Annotated in this window: 14 protein-coding genes; 7 read left to right on the forward strand and 7 right to left on the reverse strand. The window is 72.5% G+C overall.

Annotated features, from left to right (window positions below; genetic code table 11):
- Positions 1-72: 72 nt before the first annotated feature.
- The 4 genes from ACSHT8_RS25630 to moeA all read right to left on the reverse strand — a co-directional run bounded on the left by ACSHT8_RS25630 (position 73) and on the right by moeA (position 5,478).
- The gene (locus tag ACSHT8_RS25630) at positions 73-2,322 is read right to left on the reverse strand and encodes an AAA family ATPase (protein WP_436493451.1); all 2,250 of its coding nucleotides are present in this window, start codon (positions 2,320-2,322) and stop codon (positions 73-75) included.
- A 41-nt stretch (positions 2,323-2,363) separates the two neighbouring features.
- Positions 2,364-3,335 (reverse strand): CDP-diacylglycerol--serine O-phosphatidyltransferase, encoded by a 972-nt coding sequence (gene pssA, locus ACSHT8_RS25635; RefSeq protein WP_436493452.1) that lies wholly within the window; start codon positions 3,333-3,335, stop codon positions 2,364-2,366.
- The gene (locus ACSHT8_RS25640; RefSeq protein WP_436493453.1) at positions 3,335-4,045 is read right to left on the reverse strand and encodes a phosphatidylserine decarboxylase; all 711 of its coding nucleotides are present in this window, start codon (positions 4,043-4,045) and stop codon (positions 3,335-3,337) included. Before ACSHT8_RS25640 ends, pssA begins: the two co-directional genes overlap by 1 nt.
- A gap of 236 nt (positions 4,046-4,281) precedes the next feature.
- The gene (gene moeA, locus ACSHT8_RS25645; RefSeq protein WP_436493454.1) at positions 4,282-5,478 is read right to left on the reverse strand and encodes a molybdopterin molybdotransferase MoeA; all 1,197 of its coding nucleotides are present in this window, start codon (positions 5,476-5,478) and stop codon (positions 4,282-4,284) included.
- 186 nt (positions 5,479-5,664) lie between these two features.
- Between moeA and ACSHT8_RS25650 the strand changes: the two genes are divergently transcribed.
- The 3 genes from ACSHT8_RS25650 (at position 5,665) to groL (ending at position 9,590) form a co-directional block, all read left to right on the forward strand.
- Positions 5,665-6,294, forward strand: a complete 630-nt coding sequence (locus ACSHT8_RS25650) for an AIM24 family protein (protein WP_436493455.1) — start codon at positions 5,665-5,667, stop codon at positions 6,292-6,294.
- Positions 6,295-6,349: 55 nt separating this feature from the next.
- Entirely contained in the window at positions 6,350-7,597 is a 1,248-nt protein-coding gene (locus tag ACSHT8_RS25655) for a serine/threonine-protein kinase (protein ID WP_436493456.1), read from the forward strand.
- Between the two features lie 370 nt (positions 7,598-7,967).
- A complete protein-coding gene (gene groL / locus ACSHT8_RS25660; protein ID WP_436493457.1) occupies positions 7,968-9,590 on the forward strand; it encodes a chaperonin GroEL in 1,623 nt (540 codons plus the stop codon).
- Between the two features lie 54 nt (positions 9,591-9,644).
- On the opposite strand, the gene ACSHT8_RS25665 is transcribed toward groL, so the two are convergent.
- Positions 9,645-10,589: an o-succinylbenzoate synthase gene (locus ACSHT8_RS25665; RefSeq protein WP_436493458.1), complete on the reverse strand. Its 945-nt coding sequence runs from the start codon at positions 10,587-10,589 to the stop codon at positions 9,645-9,647.
- On the opposite strand from ACSHT8_RS25665, the gene ligD reads away from it, so the two are divergent.
- Genes ligD through ACSHT8_RS25680 form a run of 3 tightly spaced genes read left to right on the forward strand, consistent with a single transcriptional unit; the run spans position 10,588 to position 13,099 of the window.
- Positions 10,588-11,541: a non-homologous end-joining DNA ligase gene (gene ligD / locus ACSHT8_RS25670; RefSeq protein WP_436493459.1), complete on the forward strand. Its 954-nt coding sequence runs from the start codon at positions 10,588-10,590 to the stop codon at positions 11,539-11,541. The two genes, ACSHT8_RS25665 and ligD, sit on opposite strands and share 2 nt — an antisense overlap.
- Before the next feature lie 45 nt (positions 11,542-11,586).
- Positions 11,587-12,288: a DsbA family oxidoreductase gene (locus ACSHT8_RS25675; RefSeq protein ID WP_436493460.1), complete on the forward strand. Its 702-nt coding sequence runs from the start codon at positions 11,587-11,589 to the stop codon at positions 12,286-12,288.
- A gap of 10 nt (positions 12,289-12,298) precedes the next feature.
- Positions 12,299-13,099 carry a serine hydrolase domain-containing protein gene (locus ACSHT8_RS25680; RefSeq protein ID WP_436493461.1) on the forward strand — a complete coding sequence of 267 codons (801 nt, stop codon included), beginning with the start codon at positions 12,299-12,301 and terminating at the stop codon, positions 13,097-13,099.
- On the opposite strand, the gene ACSHT8_RS25685 is transcribed toward ACSHT8_RS25680, so the two are convergent.
- Entirely contained in the window at positions 13,068-14,468 is a 1,401-nt protein-coding gene (locus ACSHT8_RS25685; RefSeq protein WP_436493462.1) for an alpha/beta fold hydrolase, read from the reverse strand. The two genes, ACSHT8_RS25680 and ACSHT8_RS25685, sit on opposite strands and share 32 nt — an antisense overlap.
- Before the next feature lie 94 nt (positions 14,469-14,562).
- Here ACSHT8_RS25685 and ACSHT8_RS25690 point away from each other — a divergent pair, with 94 nt between their 5' ends.
- Positions 14,563-15,534: an ArsR/SmtB family transcription factor gene (locus ACSHT8_RS25690; protein WP_436493463.1), complete on the forward strand. Its 972-nt coding sequence runs from the start codon at positions 14,563-14,565 to the stop codon at positions 15,532-15,534.
- Here ACSHT8_RS25690 and ACSHT8_RS25695 read toward each other — a convergent pair.
- Positions 15,482-16,105 carry an antibiotic biosynthesis monooxygenase gene (locus ACSHT8_RS25695; protein ID WP_436493464.1) on the reverse strand — a complete coding sequence of 208 codons (624 nt, stop codon included), beginning with the start codon at positions 16,103-16,105 and terminating at the stop codon, positions 15,482-15,484. The two genes, ACSHT8_RS25690 and ACSHT8_RS25695, sit on opposite strands and share 53 nt — an antisense overlap.
- Positions 16,106-16,144 lie beyond the last annotated feature (39 nt).

The raw sequence follows: 16,144 nt of genomic DNA on the forward strand, positions 1-16,144 counted from the left end.
CAAGGTGATTCGTCGGTGGCCCCGGACCGTGTGTGACACGGGCCGGGGCCACCGCCGTTTCGCGCAGGTGAGTCAGCGGCTGGCGCGGGCCTCCGCGTACGCCTCCAGGGTCGCCAGCTGCGCCGCGTCCAGTGACGGACGCACCTTCTCCCGTGCCTGGGCCAGGTGGGCCGCCGTGACCTCGGCCGCGTCCAGGCTCTCGCGCATCGCGGTCAGTGCGGCCTCGCGGATCAGGGCGGCGCAGTCGGCCGCGGAATACCCGTCCAGTTCCTTCGCGTACTCGTCCAGGTCGACGTCCTCGGCCAGCGGTGTGTTGCGTGCCGTGGCCTTGAGGATCGCGGCGCGGGCCTCGGCGTCCGGTGGCGGGACGTAGATCAGGCGCTCCAGCCTGCCGGGGCGCAGCAGGGCGGGGTCGACCAGTTCGGGGCGGTTCGTCGCGCCGATCACCACGACGTCGCGCAGGGGCTCCACGCCGTCCAACTCGGTCAGCAGGGCGGCCACGACTCGATCCGAAACGCCCGAGTCCGATGACTGGCCGCGGCGCGGGGCCAACGCGTCGATCTCGTCGAGGAAGATCAGGGCGGGGGCGGCCTCGGCGGCGCGGCGGAACAGGTCGCGGACCGCGCGCTCCGACTCGCCGACCCACTTGTCCATCAGCTCGGCGCCCTTGACCGACAGCACGTTGAGCTGGCCCGTTCCCGCCATGGCGCGCACCAGGAACGTCTTGCCGCCACCGGGCGGGCCGTAGAGCAGCACGCCGCGCGGTGGGGCGACGCCGAGACGGGCGAAGGAGTCCGGGTAGCGCAGCGGCCACAGGACGGCCTCGGTCAGCGCCTGCTTGGTCTCGGCCATGTCGCCGACGTCGTCGAGGCTGATGCCGCCGGTCCGCAGGGTGTCGGACGCCGACATCGACGTGGGGCGGACCGTGTCCAGGGCGCCGAACAGGTCTTCGGACTCGATGCGCGGGTCGCCGTCCTTGTGCCGCAGCGCGGCGCGGATCGCGGACTCGCGGCGCAGGGCGATCAGGTCGGCGGCGACGAAGCCGGGCGTGCGCTCGGCCACCGCCCCGAAGTCCACATCGGACACCACGGGGACGTCGCGGAACAGCACGCGCAGCAGTTCGGTGCGGGTCTTGCCGTCGGGCAGCGGCAGGCTGAGGTCGCGGTCGATCAGCTCCACGCCGCGCACGCGCGGGTCGACGGCCTCCGGGTGGGCGGAGGTGGCGACCAAGGCGACGCGGGGGATCTGGACCGCCGAACGCAGCAGGTCGAGCACGACCGTGGCGACCGGCGGCGGCGTCGTCGCGGGCAGCAGCGCGTCGATGTCGGTGATCAGCAGCACGGCCGGGGTGCCCGCGTCGGAGTGGGCGCGGACCGCGGCGATGGCCTCCTCGACCCGCGACGCCGTCGCGTTGGCCTCCAGGACCGCGGCGGTCGGGCCGGTCAGCTCGACCACGGGGGCCTCGGCGGCGTGCGCGACCGCGCGGACCAGGGTCGACTTGCCGACGCCCTCGGGTCCGGTGATCAGCACGCCCAGGCGCGCGGCGGCGCCGAGCTTGGCGAGCAGTTCCGGCCGGGTGAAGGCCAGCTCGAACCATTCGCCCAGCGTGCGGGCGGCCTCGCCCGCGCCGACCAGGTCGGCGATCGGCACCGGCGGGTGCTCGGGCTCGACGCGCGGCGCCTCAGCCACCTTGGCGGCCCGGGTCGTCCTGGTGGCCTGCACGGTCGGCCCGCTGCCGGTCGCCGCGGGACGGTCGCCCGTGCGCGGGCCGTCGCGCCAACCGACCACAGTGGACGGATGCACGGTGACGGCGCCCGCCGGGTCGGTCGCGGTGACCGTGAGCAGTTCGTTGGTCCACGTCGTGCCGATCGCGCGGGACAGCTTGCCGCGCACGGCCGAGACGTCGGCCTCTGGCGGCGGCGAGAGATCCTGGGGGAGCAGCGAGACCGCGTCGCCCTGGGTCAGGACCTTGCCGACCAGGGCGAGCCGGACGGTCTCGGGGGTCAGCGAGGTGGCGGCCAGGCGCGAGCCCGCGACCGTCACCGAGCGGGCGGGCGCGACCTCGACCGGGGCCACCACGACCTCGGCGCCCTCGGTGACGCCGAGGTTCGACATCGTCACGTCGTCGAGCAGGATCACCCCGGTCGGGCCGTCGGCCTCGGCCGCCAGCGCCGAGCTGACCCGCGCGCCGGTGAGCTGGACGGCGTCCCACTGGCGCAGGCCGAGCGCGTCGAGCACCTCGCGGTGCAGCCGCACCACCCCGCGCCGGGTGTCGAGCGCGGAGGGGGTCAGCCGGGCGGTCAACGTGATCTGTGCTCCCACGCCGCCACCCTATTGGTTGCGGCGTGGTTCGCGCGGCGAAGTCAGGGCCGGTTCTCGCGCCGGATGCCGGTCCGGCGCCAGCCGCGCCTGCGCACCGGTCCGGCCACGCGCGGCTCCGGGGTGACCGGGTGCTCGTGGTCGCCCCGGCTGGGCAGCCGCACCGCGCGGCGGGCCGCGCCCGCCACCTTGTGCAGCGGGACGGGACGCAGGCCCAGCGTGCGGCGGGTGCCGTGCTCGCGCTTGATCGCGCGGCGCTCGCTCGCCGGGATGTCCCACGCCTCCGGGTGGTTGGCCAGCCAGTGCTTGCGCCGCACCGCGTACGGGATGTGGATGAGGTAGATGACGAGCGCCGCGGCCAGCGCGATCATCGGGTACGTGATCACCGCGGCGGCCAGCAGGCCGACGCCGACCAGCAGCGGCGCGATGGCGCGCGGCGGCACCCGGACCGACTTCACCGACAGCGTCGGGATGCGGCTGATCAGCAGCGCCGCGACCGCGACGGTCCAGATCGCCACGGCCCAGCGGGACTGCCACCAGGCGCCGTGGTTGCCGTACTCGATGGTGAGGATCAGCGGCAGCAGCGCCAGCAGGCCGCCCGCGGGAGCGGGCACGCCGACGAAGAACTCCTTGGCGTACGGCGGCTGCTCGGTGTCGTCGAGCAGCGTGTTGAACCTGGCCAGGCGCAGGATCATGCACACCGCGAAGATCAGCGCGATGATCCAGCCGAAGCGGTTGTTCGGGAACTTCCAGACGTAGATGACCAGCGCGGGCGCCACGCCGAAGGAGATGGCGTCGGCCAGCGAGTCCAGCTCGGCGCCCATCTTGGACGTCGCGTCGAGCAGGCGGGCGATGCGGCCGTCGAGGCTGTCGAGGATGGCCGCGACCCCGATGGCGGCGATGGTCGCCTCCAACTGCCCGCGCAGCGCGAACTGGACGGCCGAGAGGCCCGCGCACATCGCCAGGACGGTGATCGCGTTCGGGAGCAGGCGGACTCCCGGTGAAGCCGGTGCCATCAGTGCTCCGGAAGCTCGGCGAGCACGGTCTCGCCGCCGATGGTGCGCTGACCGGCCTCGACCAGCACGCGGCTGCCCTTGGGCACGTAGAGGTCGACGCGCGAGCCGAAGCGGATCAGGCCGTAGGTCGAGCCCGCGGTGACCTTCTCACCGTCGCCGACCTGGCAGAAGATGCGCCGCGCGACGAGGCCCGCGATCTGCACGACGGCGAGGTCGTAGCCGTCGGCGGTGTGGATGTGGAGGCTGTTGCGCTCGTTGACCTCGCTGGCCTTGTCGAGGTCGGCGGAGAGGAACTCGCCTTCCTTGTGCACGGCGCGCACGACCTGGCCGGTCGCGGGGGCGCGCTGGACGTGCACGTCGAAGACCGACAGGAATGTGCTGACCCGCAGCATCGGCGCGTCGCCCATGCCGAGTTCGGCGGGCGGGACGGCCTCGATGACGTGCGAGACGGTGCCGTCGGCCGGGGCCACGGCGATGCCGGGGCGCTGGGGGGTGACGCGTTTGGGCTCGCGGAAGAACCACGCCAGCCAGGCCGTGAAGATCCCGGCGAGGACACCCGCCTTGCGCGAGAGCAGGCGCACGACGAGCGTCGCGCCGATCGCGCCGAAGACGAAGGGACGGCCGCCGGGGTGGATCGGCGGGATGATGCTCTTCGTCAGCTCGATCGCGTGCTGCACGGGAGAAGAGGAAGGCTGCGACGGGTCGCTCATCAGGTGGCTGGTCCTCGCGAGTCGGCCGGATTTGCTCACACGCTACGCCAACCGCGAATTGGTCTGGCTTTCAGCGTGAACACGGGGCATCCGACCAGTCTGCACGCCCCCCGACGGCGCGCAGGCCGGTCGGATGCCCCGAGACTGGAGCACCCCTATCGTACGCGTCCCCTCACCCGCCGATCAATCTGCCTGGTGAGGAGTCGATTACCCACCGTTCGCGAATTCAGCGGCGCTCAGTCCAGCAGGATCAGGTCGACCTCAGCGCCCTCGGCGACCTCCGCGACCCCCAGCGGAATCTCGATCAGGCAGTTCGACGCCGCGAACGACGACAGCAGGTGCGAGCCCGGCCCGCCGACCGGCACCACCGCGACCATCCCGTCGTCGTGCCGTCCCCGTCGGTACTGGGTGCGCCCCTCCGGCGACGACATCGCCGCCGTGGTCCGCGCCTTGGCCCGCGGCCGCGAGACCACGCCGTGCCCCAGCGCGCCGAGCAGCGCGGGCCGGATGAACAGCTCGAACGACAGCGCCGCGCTCACCGGGTTGCCCGGCAGCGTCAGCACCGGCAGCCCGTCCACCGAGCCGAACCCCTGCGGCCCGCCCGGCTGGATCGAGACCCGGACGAACTCCACGCCCTGGCCGGTCAGCGCGTCCTTCACCACCTCGTAGGCGCCCGCGCTCACCCCGCCCGAGGTGATCAGCAGGTCCGCCCCCGGCGCGTGCTCGGCGATCACCGCGCGGAACTTGTCGACGTCGTCGGGGACGAACCGCAGGACCGTCGCGTGGCCGCCGATCTCGCGGACGGCGGCGGCGATCAGCACGCTGTTGGACTCGTAGATGTGCCCTGGCGGCAGCGGCTCACCGGCCGCCACCAGCTCCGACCCGGTCGACAGCACCAGCACCCGCGGCGGCCTGCGCACCGGCAGGGTCCCCAGGCCGACGGCCGCCGCGAGGCCCAACTGCGGCGGGCCGAGCACGGTCCCGGCGCGCAGCACGGTGTCGCCCACGACGACGTCCTCGCCCGCCCGCCGGATGTGCTTGCCCGCCACAACAGCCTCGTTGACCAGCACATTCGTCGTGCCGGCGTCGGTCAGCTCGACCTGGACGATCGAGTCGGCGCCCGGTGGCAGCGGCGCGCCGGTCATGATCCGGTGCACCGTCCCCGGCTCCAGCGGCCGGACGTCGACGCGGCCAGCGGGGATGTCGTCGGCGACCGGCAGGGTCACCGGGGCCGCGGCGACGTCGGCGGCGCGCACGGCGTAGCCGTCCATGGCCGAGTTGTCGAACGGGGGCAGCGACACCCCGGCGACGACGTCCTCGGCCAGCACGAGCCCGAGGCAGTCGGCCAGCGGCAGCGGGGTCACGGGCAGCGGGGGCAGGAGCGCGGCGACCTCGTCGCGGTACTCCTCGGCGGTGTAGGAGCGTTTCGGCACTAGTCCGCCTCCCCGAATTTCTCCCTTGTGGTCACCAGCCGCACGATAGCGGCGGTCTGTCGGTCACCGTGGTCAGCCGCCGTCCCGGTCCCCTTAGGTCTCGGTCTCGGAGTCGAACCGGCCGTGCCAGACTGCTGTACCGGACTGGCGCGGCGGGGCGCGCTGTCCTGGGCGATAGGGGAATCCATGCAGGTCCGCACCCGGCACACGCCCGCGTTCGGCGTGGCCCGGCTGATGCTGGCCCCGGGCGAGGCCGTGCAGGCCGACTACACCGCGCTGCTGGCCACCAGCTACGGCGTGCACGTCGACCAGCGGCGCGGCGGCGGCCGGTCCAAGGTCCGGCCCACGGTGTTCACCGCGCCCCCGGAGGGCGGCTGGGTCGACGTCGCGCCCGGGCTGCCCGGCGAGGTGTACTCGCTCGACCTCGACGGCACCGCGGGCTGGTGCGTCGCCCGCGGCGGCTGGCTCGCTCTCACCAGCACGCTGCGCACCGACGCGGGCTGGCCGGGGTTCCACGCGCTGTTCGGCGCCGAGCACGGCTTCCTCGAACACGTCAGCGGCGTCGGCACGGTCGTGCTGGCCTGCTGCGGCGCGCTCGACGTCGTGGCGCTGGAGCCAGGCGAGGCGATCACCGTCGACCCGGCGAGCCTGCTCGCCTTCACCGACACCACCCAGTGCAGGCTGCGCGCCGTGGCCCAGTCCGGGCCGCAGTCGGTGCGCACGGGGGAGGGCCTGATGCTCGATTTCGCCGGCCCGGGCAGGCTCCTGACTCAGACCCGCACACCTCGCGCGATGGCCGCCTGGCTCGCCCGCTGAGCGATCTCGAGGAACCGAACGCGGGCGCCATGGCCAGCGCGTTAGGCTCCGTCGCGTGTCGGAGGACCTCACCGGGCGTCGCCTAGGGCATTACCGCATCGACGGAGTGCTCGGTAAGGGCGGAATGAGCGTGATGTACCGGGCGACCGACATCAGACTCGGCCGCAAGGTCGCGCTCAAGGTCATCGCCGAGCACCTCACCGAGGACCCCGAGTTCCGCGAGCGCTTCGTCGACGAGGCCCGCAACACCTCCGCGATCGACCACGCCAACGTCGTGCCGCTCTACGACTTCGGCGAGGTCGACGGCCTGCTCTACATCGCCATGCGGCTCGTCGAGGGCTCCGACCTCGCCTCGCTGATCAAGGGTGAGCCGCTGGCCCCGCAGCGGGCGATCAGCCTGCTCAGCCAGGTCGCCGAGGCGCTGGACAACCTGCACGAGCGCGGCCTGGTCCACCTCGACGTCAAGCCAGCGAACGTGCTGGTCACCTCGCGCGAGTCGGCCACCGAGCACATCTACGTCGCCGACTTCGGCCTGACCCGGCGCGGCGCCACCGGCCACCGCACCCGCGGCGGCGACTTCCTCGGCTCGCCCACCTACGCCGCCCCCGAGCACCTGCGCGGCGAGCCGGTCGACGGCCGCACCGACGCGTACTCGCTGGCCTGCGTGCTGTTCGCCTGCCTGTCCGGCCGCCCGCCGTTCCAGGGGCAGGTGCCCGAGGTCATCCAGGGCCACCTGAACCGCGAGCCACCGGCGCTCACCGAGTTCGTCTCACTGCCGCCCGCGATCGACGACGTCATCCGGCGCGGCATGTCGAAGCAGCCCGGCCAGCGCTACGCGAGCTGCCGCGAGCTGATCGCCGCGGCCCGCCAGGCGCTGACGGCGCCGCCGCGCCCGGTCGCGCCGCCGCGGCCGCAGCAGACCTTCCAGCAGTTCCCGTCGCCGCAGCAGCAGGCGCCCGCGCCGCGGCCGGTGCCGCAGCCGTCCCACGCCTCGCACGCCTCGCACGCGGAGCCCGTCCGGCTCCGGCCGCCGGTGCCCGCCGGCAGCACCGCGTTCGGCAAGGAGCGCTCCGGCAACCGCTGGCTGGCCCCGGTGCTGGTCGGGCTGGTCGCGGTCGGCCTGATCATCGGCGCGATCTTCTTCCTGTCCAACCCGGACGACGGGCAGCCGCCGCAGCAGCCGGAGTCCACCGGGCCGTCGATCCCGGTCGGCCCCGGCTCGGGCGAGCCGTCGGGCGGGAGCAAGCCGACGAGCAAGAAGCAGCTGCCGTCGATCTCGGTGGTCGCGCCGCCGTCGAGCTAGCGCTGTGTCCACGAACGTTGTCGGGCTCTCGACGGCCCAGCTTCCCGCTGGCCGCACCGCCGAAACGTCCAAGTACACCCAGTACGAGCGGCATTCCGGCGGCACGCCCAGCGGAAACCTGGATCCGCCGATAGCCCGACAACGTTCATGGACACAGCACTAGCGTTTCCCGCGATCGGGTGTTCCGGCTGACACCCCCGCCCGCGTTTCTTGCACTCGGCACCTCGGAGTGCTAAAAACGAGTTAGCACTCGGCCTCTCCGAGTGCCAAAGGTCGGGACGGTGAGGCCGGCGCAGGATGCCGGTCGTCCGTCGCGGGCACCGAGCCTGGCCAAGCTACGTGTTTCCACCCAACGGAGGACCACACCGCAATGGCCAAGTTGATCGCGTTTGACGAGGACGCGCGCCGCGGCCTCGAGCGCGGCTTGAACATCCTCGCCGACACCGTCAAGGTGACGCTCGGCCCGCGTGGCCGCAACGTCGTGCTCGAGAAGAAGTGGGGCGCGCCCACCATCACCAACGATGGTGTGTCGATCGCCAAGGAGATCGAGCTCGAGGACCCGTGGGAGAAGATCGGGGCCGAGCTCGTCAAGGAAGTTGCCAAGAAGACCGACGACGTCGCGGGTGACGGCACCACCACCGCCACCGTGCTCGCCCAGGCGCTCGTGCGCGAGGGCCTGCGCAACGTCGCCGCGGGCGCCGACCCGCTGTCGCTGAAGCGCGGCATCGAGATCGCCGTCGAGGCGGTCATCGAGCAGCTGCACAAGTCCGCCAAGGAGGTCGAGACCAAGGAGCAGATCGCCGCCACGGCGAGCATCTCCGCGGGCGACACCACCATCGGCGAGCTGATCGCCGAGGCGCTCGACAAGGTCGGCAAGGAAGGCGTCATCACCGTCGAGGAGAGCAACGCACTCGGGATGGAGCTTGAGCTCACCGAGGGTATGCGCTTCGACAAGGGCTACATCTCCGGTTACTTCGTGACCGACCCCGAGCGTCAGGAAGCGGTCCTCGAGGACCCGTACATCCTGCTGTTCGGCTCCAAGATCTCCTCGGTCAAGGACCTGCTCCCGCTGCTGGAGAAGGTCATGCAGTCCGGCAAGCCGCTGCTGATCATCTCCGAGGACGTCGAGGGCGAGGCCCTGGCCACCCTGGTCGTCAACAAGATCCGCGGCACCTTCAAGTCCGTCGCCGTCAAGGCCCCGGGCTTCGGCGACCGCCGCAAGGCGATCCTGCAGGACATCGCGATCCTGACCGGCGGCCAGGTCATCTCCGAGGACGTGGGCCTCAAGCTGGAGAACGCCGACATCGCGCTGCTGGGCAAGGCCCGCAAGGTCGTCGTGACCAAGGACGAGACCACCGTCGTCGAGGGTGCGGGTGACGCCGAGCAGATCCAGGGCCGCGTCAACCAGATCCGCGCCGAGATCGAGAAGTCGGACTCGGACTACGACCGCGAGAAGCTCCAGGAGCGCCTGGCGAAGCTCGCGGGCGGTGTCGCGGTCATCAAGGCCGGTGCCGCCACCGAGGTCGAGCTCAAGGAGCGCAAGCACCGCATCGAGGACGCGGTGCGCAACGCCAAGGCCGCCGTCGAGGAGGGCATCGTCGCCGGTGGTGGCGTCGCCCTGCTGCAGGCCGCCGAGGCCGCGTTCGCCGGTCTCCGCCTTGAGGGCGACGAGGCCACCGGCGCCAACATCGTCAAGGTCGCCGTCGAGGCGCCGCTGAAGCAGATCGCGATCAACGCCGGCCTCGAGGGTGGCGTTGTCGTGGAGAAGGTCAAGGGTCTCCCCCAGGGCCACGGCCTCAACGCCGCCACCGGCGTGTACGAGGACCTGCTCGCCGCGGGCGTCCCGGACCCGACCAAGGTGACCCGCTCGGCACTGCAGAACGCCGCGTCGATCGCCGCGCTGTTCCTCACCACCGAGGCTGTCGTCGCCGACAAGCCGGAGAAGGCCGGAGCCGCCCCCGCGGGCGACCCGACCGGTGGCATGGACTTCTGATCCACGCCTGGTGTGCTCGAAAGGCCCGGTTCCTCGGAACCGGGCCTTTCGGCTTTATCCGGCCACGTTCGTCATGCGGTTGAGCCAGCGGGCCGTGGTCTCCGCGTCGGCCTCAGTCATCGCGTCGGGCTCGGGGGCGCGTGACGGCACTGGCAGCCAGCCGTCCACCGCGCGCAGGGGCGTTGTTGTCACATCGCTGGTGAGCAGGGACAACGTGGCCAGGCCGCACGCGTAGTCCAAGCTCGGCAGGGCCGCGGCGAGGGCTATGCCCGCCGCGAGGCCCACACTCGTCTCCAAGGCCGACGACACCACGCACGGCAGCCCGCACGCCTCCGCCACCGCGAGCGCCCGCCGGACGCCGCCCAACGGCGCGACCTTCAGCACCGCGATGTCCGCCGCGCCCGCCAAAGCCACCCGCAGCGGGTCCTCGGCCCGTCTGATCGACTCGTCGGCCGCGATCGGGACGTCGACACGCCGCCGGACCGAGGCCAGTTCCTCGATCGTCCGGCAAGGCTGCTCGACGTACTCCAGCCCGCCCGCCGCCCGGTCCAGCTCCCGGATCGCGGTGACCGCGGTGTCGACGTCCCAGGCGCCGTTGGCGTCGACCCGGATGGCGCCTTGGCCGAGGGCGTCGCGGACGGCGGCTACCCGCTCGCGGTCCTCGGCCAAAGGAGACTCGGCGACCTTGACCTTCGCGGTTCGGCAGCCGGAAGCGGCGACGATCTCGTGCGCGCGTTCCGGGGAGACCACCGGGACCGTGCAGTTCACCGGGATCCGGTCCCGCACCGGCGCGGGCCAGCCGTCGAAAGCCGCCTCGCGCGCGCTGGCCAGCCAAGGGGACGACTCGACGTCGTCGTAGTCCCAGAAGGGGCAGAACTCGCCCCAGCCGGCGTCGCCGTGGAGGAGGAGGCCCTCGCGGACGGTGATGCCGCGGAAGCGGGTGCGCATCGGGATCGAGTACACGCGAACGTCAGCCACGGGCACTACCTTGGCAGACATGGCAGCCAAGCCGCCCGCGGTCGAACTCGAGGTCGGGCACCGCACGGTCCGCGTCAGCAACCCGGACCGGGTGTACTTCCCCGCGCGTGGGGAGACGAAGCTCGACCTGGTCAACTACTACCTGTCTGTCGGCGACGGCATCGTCCGGGCACTGCGCGAGCGGCCGTGCATGATGCACCGGTTCCCGGAGGGCGTGGCGGGGGAGAAGGTCCACCAGAAGCGCGTCCCGCACGGCGCGCCGCCGTGGCTGGAGACGGTCCGGGTCGACTTCCCGCGCTACGGCAGGCACGCCAACGAGCTGTGCGTCACCGAACTGGCCAGCGTGATCTGGGCGGTCCAGATGTCGACCGTCGAGTTCCACCCGTGGAACTCCCGCCGCGCCGACACCGAGAAGCCCGACGAGTGGCGCATCGACCTCGACCCCGGTCCGGCGTGCGACTTCGCCACCGTCCAGCGGGTCGCGCACGTCGCCCACGAGGTGCTGGACGAGCTGGGCGCGGTCGGCTGGCCGAAGACCTCGGGCGGCAAGGGCCTGCACATCTACGTCCGCGTCGAGCCGCGGTGGGGCTTCCAGGACGTGCGCAAGGCCGCGCTGGCCTTCGCCCACGAGGTCGAGCGGCGCGCGCCGGACGACGTCACCACGACGTGGTGGCGCAAGGACCGCGACCCGGCGCAGCTGTTCATCGACTACAACCAGAACGCCCGCGACCACACCATCGCCGCGGCCTACTCGGTGCGCGGCGTGCCGGAGGCCAGGGTGTCGGCGCCGCTGCGCTGGGACGAGATCGACGACGCCCACCCCGACGACTTCACCATCGCCACCATGCCCGCCCGCTTCGCCGAACTCGGCGACCTGCACGACGGCATCGACGACGCGGTCTTCGAGATCGACCAGCTGCTGGAGTGGGCCGAGCGCGACAGCCTGGAACCGGTCGACCTGGACGAGTCGTAGATCACAACCCGGAAGCGGCGCGCGTGGACGCGTGTTGTTCCTGGCATGCGTATCGAGATCTGGTCCGACGTCGTGTGCCCGTGGTGCTACATCGGCAAGCGCAGGCTGGAGACCGCGCTGGCCGGGTTCCCGCACCGCGACGAGGTCGAGGTCGTCTACCGGTCCTTCGAGCTCGACCCGTCCGCGCCGCAGGTCGGCCACGAGACGATCGCCGAGGCCCTGGGCCGCAAGTACGGCGGCGGCGCCGCGGCGGGCCGCCAGATGATGGCGCGGGTCGCCGAGGTCGCGGCGGACGAGGGCCTGACCTTCGCCTACGACGAGGCCACCCACACCAAGACCGTCGACGCGCACCGGCTGCTGCACCTGGCGCTGTCCGTCGGCCGCCAGCACGAACTCAAGGAAGCCCTCCTTGCCGCCTACTTCACCCGCGGCGAGTCGATGGGCGACCACGACGTGCTGCGGAAGGCGGCGGTCGCGGCCGGGCTGGAGCCTGGTCGGGTGGACGAGGTCCTGGCTGGTGACGAGTTCGCGGCGGATGTGCGGGCGGACGTCGACCAGGCGCGGGCTTTCGGGGCGACTGGGGTGCCGTTCTTCGTGGTGGACCGGAAGTTCGGGGTTTCGGGGGCGCAGCCCGCTGAGGTGTTCACGCAGCTGCTGGAGCGCGCTTGGTCGGAGTCGCACCCGGCGATCTCGGTCCTCGCGGACGGCGAGACCTGCGGTCCGGACGGCTGCGAGGTCCCCTCCTAAGGTTGGGGCCATGCAGAGCGTGCGGTTGGTAGAGCAGTGGCCGGTGGACAACGTCGCCGTGGCGGTCGTCGCCGCGGATGGGCGGGTGCTGGGCGCCTCGGGTGATCAGGATCGGGTGTTCCGGCTGGCGTCGGTGACCAAGCTGCTCACCGCGTACGGCGTGCTCGTCGCGGTCGAGGAGGGGGCGGTCGAGTGGGACCAGCCCGCCGGTCCCGCCACGGTCCGCCACCTGATCGCCCACACCTCGGGTCTCGCGTTCGACACCGACGCCATCCAGGCCGAGCCGGGCAAGCGCCGGATCTACTCCAACACCGGGTTCGAGGTCCTGGCCGACTTTGTCGCCGAGGCCACGGGCATCCCGTTCGCCGACTACCTGGCCGAAGGCGTGTTCGCGCCGCTGGGCATGACCTCGACCAAGCTGGAGGGCTCCGCGGGCGCGGGCGCGGTGTCGTCGTGCGCCGACCTGGCCCGCTTCGCCGCCGAACTCCAGGCGCCGACCCTGACATCGACGCTGGCCGAAGCGGTCACGGTGGCGTACCCCGGGCTGAACGGCGTCCTCCCCGGCTACGGAATGCAGAAGCCCAACGACTGGGGGCTGGGCTTCGAGATCCGCGACGGCAAGAGTCCACATTGGACCGGCACGGCCAGCTCCGCGCGCACGTTCGGCCACTTTGGACAGTCGGGGACGTTCCTGTGGGTCGACCCGGAAGCCCGGGCGGCCTGCGTCGCGCTGGCCGACCGGGACTTCGGGCCGTGGGCCGTCGAGGCGTGGACCCCGTTTACCGACGCGGTGCTGGCCGAGTTGGCCTGACCCCCGGTCGCGCCAGCGTCCCACCGGCGTAGGCGGTGAACCGCGGGGTGTCGGCGTGGAAGCCGGGCTCGGGGTTCCAGTCCCACACCGTGTGGAACTCCGGTCCGAGCGTCCCCGCCGCCCCGTTCATCGCCTGCGGTGTGACCTCGCCCCACCGGCCGGTCTCCATCCGGTCGAGCAGCGTCCGCACGGTCGCGATCTCCTCGGCGGCGGTGAAGGTGCAGTGGTAGCCGCGATCGACCCAGACCTGGCGCAGTTTCGCCTGGTCACGCACCTGCCCGCCGTACCAGCTCGCGTGCTCGGGCGCGACGCTGCCGTCGCCGGTCGTGTGCAGCGTGATCACCGGCCAAGGTGTGTGCCCGCGCGGCGTGCCGTTGCGGGCGGTGTAGGCCACCGCGCGTGGGGTCGGGGCGATCCGCGGCGCCGCGGCGAGCGCCCGGAGGTCGGTGTCCAGGTCCAGGCCCGCGTCGCGGTAGGACTGCTCGACCAGGGTGCGCTGGCTGGAGTTCGCGAGGAGCGCGGTGTAGTCGACGCCGGTGTTCCAGGACGGGTTGCCGCCCGCGCGCTGTTCGAGGTCGGCGCGGGCCTGGCCCCAGTACCCGGCGTGGGTGTAGTAGCCGTAGAGGTACATGTGCCGGATCTGGGCCTCGACCGACGCGGGGCGCGGCGGTCGTGAGGTGAACCAGCCAGGGGTGTCGGCGAGGCCGGCGGCCAGTGCCAGCCGGGCGCGCTGCTCGGGGCTGGCCATGGCCTGGTCGAGCACCTCGCGGATCCGCGCGGTGTTGGCCGCGGGATCGGTGATGTCCACCAGCCGCAGGTCGGGCGCGAGCAGGGTCTTGAGCGCGAAGCCGAAGTCGAGCGCGCTGTTGAACACCGACGTCGTGCCGCCCAGGGCCCCGCACAGCGACGCGACGCCCGCGAAGCGGCCGGGGTCGCGCTCGGCGAGCAGGGTGGCGATCAGCCCGCCCGCCGAGGCGCCCCAGGACACGGTGCGGCGGGGCGTGCCGACGTGGGTGGTGAACCAGTCGAGCAGCGCCCGCTGGTCGCGCAGGCCGGACTCGACGGCCAGCCAGCCGAACGGCTGGGCGTAGCGGCTGGCCGCCAGCGCGTAGCCGTTGTCGAGCAGCCACTGCCGGGTGGCGGGGTGGTTGCTCATGTCGATGGCCTCGCCGGGCGGGAACTCCGCGGCGTAGGCACCGTGGCTCCACAGCAGCAGGGTGCCGTTCCACCGCGGCGGCACCTCCACCTGGTACCTGGCGCCGCCGAGCTGTCCACTGTAGATAGTCGGGGCGGCGGGTGTGGCGGTCGCGGGCGCGCCGGTGAGCAACAGTGCCGCGGCCATCGCGGCGATCAGAGCACGTCTGGCCATGTTCGGGCCCTCCTCGGGTCGGGTACGCGGTACCGTCGCCATGGCCGGGCGTGGTGGGCAAGGATTTTCGGCACGGCTGAAACGGGGGCGTGTGGTGCGGATCTGGCTGACGGCCGACGACCTGGCCAGGACCCGGTTCGGGCAGAAGCTGTCGCCGCTGGGCACGGTGGTGCTCAGCACGCAGGCGCTGCGTGGCGCGCCGCCCATGTACGACCCGTGGCGGCGTCGGGTCCGCGTGGACGAGGCGATGCGGCCGCTGTTCGACGTCGTGCCCGCGACGGGCCACATCCCCGACTACCTGACCCCGGTGGTGTCCGGCGGCATCGAGGCCGAGCTGGACGCGCTGCTTTCCACCCCGCGCCGCCGGATCGAGGCGCGTTCCTGGGCTTCCCGCAGGCTCGCCGACGGCGACCGCGACACCTGGCGGGCCCTCACCAACGCCATGCGCGGCTATTTCGACACCGCGATCGCCCCGCACTGGGCGGCGATGTCGGCCAACCACCACGCCGACACCGCCCACCGGACCCGGCTGATCGGCGCGCGGGGCGTCGAGCGGGTGTTCAGCACCCTGCATCCCGACGTGCGCTGGTCGAGCCCGGTCCTGGAGATCGTCGGCGTGCCGGGCGAGGATGTCGACCTTGGCGGGCGCGGGCTGATCCTGTACCCGTCGGCGTTCATGTGGTCGCGCCCGCGCCTGCTCGTCGACCCCGACGGCCCCGGCCTGCTCGTCTACCCGGCCCGTGACGCGGCGTCGGCGTGGCGGTCACCGACGGACACCGACACCCTGGCGGCCCTGCTCGGCCGCACCAGGGCCACCCTGCTCCGCGCCATCGCCGAGGGCGGCGACCGGTCGACCGGCGGCCTCGCCACCCGGCTCGCCATCAGCCCCGCCGCCGCCTCCCAGCACGCGGCGACGCTGCGCGCGGCCGGCCTCATCGAGACCGGCCGCGCGGGCCGCTTCGTGGCGCACTCACTGACCCCGCTCGGCGAGGACTTCCTCGCCACCAACGGGGTCAGGCCATCTCCGGCACCCGCAGATGAGCGATGGCCAGGTCGAACTCGGTGACCTCCAGCACCTCGACGCCCGCTTCCTTGGCGCCCGAGCTGCGCAGCTGGTCGGCCTGGGCGCGGGAATCCTCCATCGCCGCCCGGCTGTCGTAGGTCACCGACGACACCGCGATCCCGGACTCCCGGTCGAGCAGCAGGCTCGCGCTGCAGAACCCGGGGAGCTGCTCGATCTTGGGCAGCAGGGCCATCCGGAAGACGTCGGTGGCCCGGTCGGGCTCGGTGTCGCCGACCCGCATCCACGTCGCCCGGACACACGCGCCCTCCTGGGACTTGTGGTCCCGGTGCAGCGCCGCGATCTCCCACTCGTCGACCTGCGCGCGGTTGCCGCCCAGCATCTCGGCCGCGCGGTCGCGCATGGAGCGGACGGACTCGGTGGTGGCCCGCATGGCCTCCTCGGACTCCCATGAGGTGGTCACGATGCAGCGGCCGGAGGAGCGGTCGATCAGCATGGAGAGGCCCACGAACCCGTCCATGTCTTGCAGCGCGGGCATGACCTCATCGCGAACGTGGGCGATGCCCGTGTCGATCTTGTCCTGATGTGCTTGAAGTGTGGTGGAACGCGCGAACACGATTCCACCCCCGTCCCGTGTCGGGGTGACGTCCCGGTG

The organism is Actinokineospora sp. HUAS TT18 (assembly GCF_051364635.1).
Classification (GTDB): domain Bacteria; phylum Actinomycetota; class Actinomycetes; order Mycobacteriales; family Pseudonocardiaceae; genus Actinokineospora.

Excerpts from the sequence above, each read along its gene's own strand:
- pssA (WP_436493452.1), bottom strand. The coding sequence starts at position 3,335 with ATGGCACCGGCTTCACCGGGAGTCCGCCTGCTCCCGAACGCGATCACC.
- ACSHT8_RS25640 (WP_436493453.1), bottom strand. The coding sequence starts at position 4,045 with ATGAGCGACCCGTCGCAGCCTTCCTCTTCTCCCGTGCAGCACGCGATC.
- ACSHT8_RS25650 (WP_436493455.1), top strand. The coding sequence starts at position 5,665 with ATGCAGGTCCGCACCCGGCACACGCCCGCGTTCGGCGTGGCCCGGCTG.
- groL (WP_436493457.1), top strand. The coding sequence starts at position 7,968 with ATGGCCAAGTTGATCGCGTTTGACGAGGACGCGCGCCGCGGCCTCGAG.
- ligD (WP_436493459.1), top strand. The coding sequence starts at position 10,588 with ATGGCAGCCAAGCCGCCCGCGGTCGAACTCGAGGTCGGGCACCGCACG.
- ACSHT8_RS25665 (WP_436493458.1), bottom strand. The coding sequence starts at position 10,589 with ATGTCTGCCAAGGTAGTGCCCGTGGCTGACGTTCGCGTGTACTCGATC.
- ACSHT8_RS25675 (WP_436493460.1), top strand. The coding sequence starts at position 11,587 with ATGCGTATCGAGATCTGGTCCGACGTCGTGTGCCCGTGGTGCTACATC.
- ACSHT8_RS25680 (WP_436493461.1), top strand. The coding sequence starts at position 12,299 with ATGCAGAGCGTGCGGTTGGTAGAGCAGTGGCCGGTGGACAACGTCGCC.
- ACSHT8_RS25685 (WP_436493462.1), bottom strand. The coding sequence starts at position 14,468 with ATGGCCAGACGTGCTCTGATCGCCGCGATGGCCGCGGCACTGTTGCTC.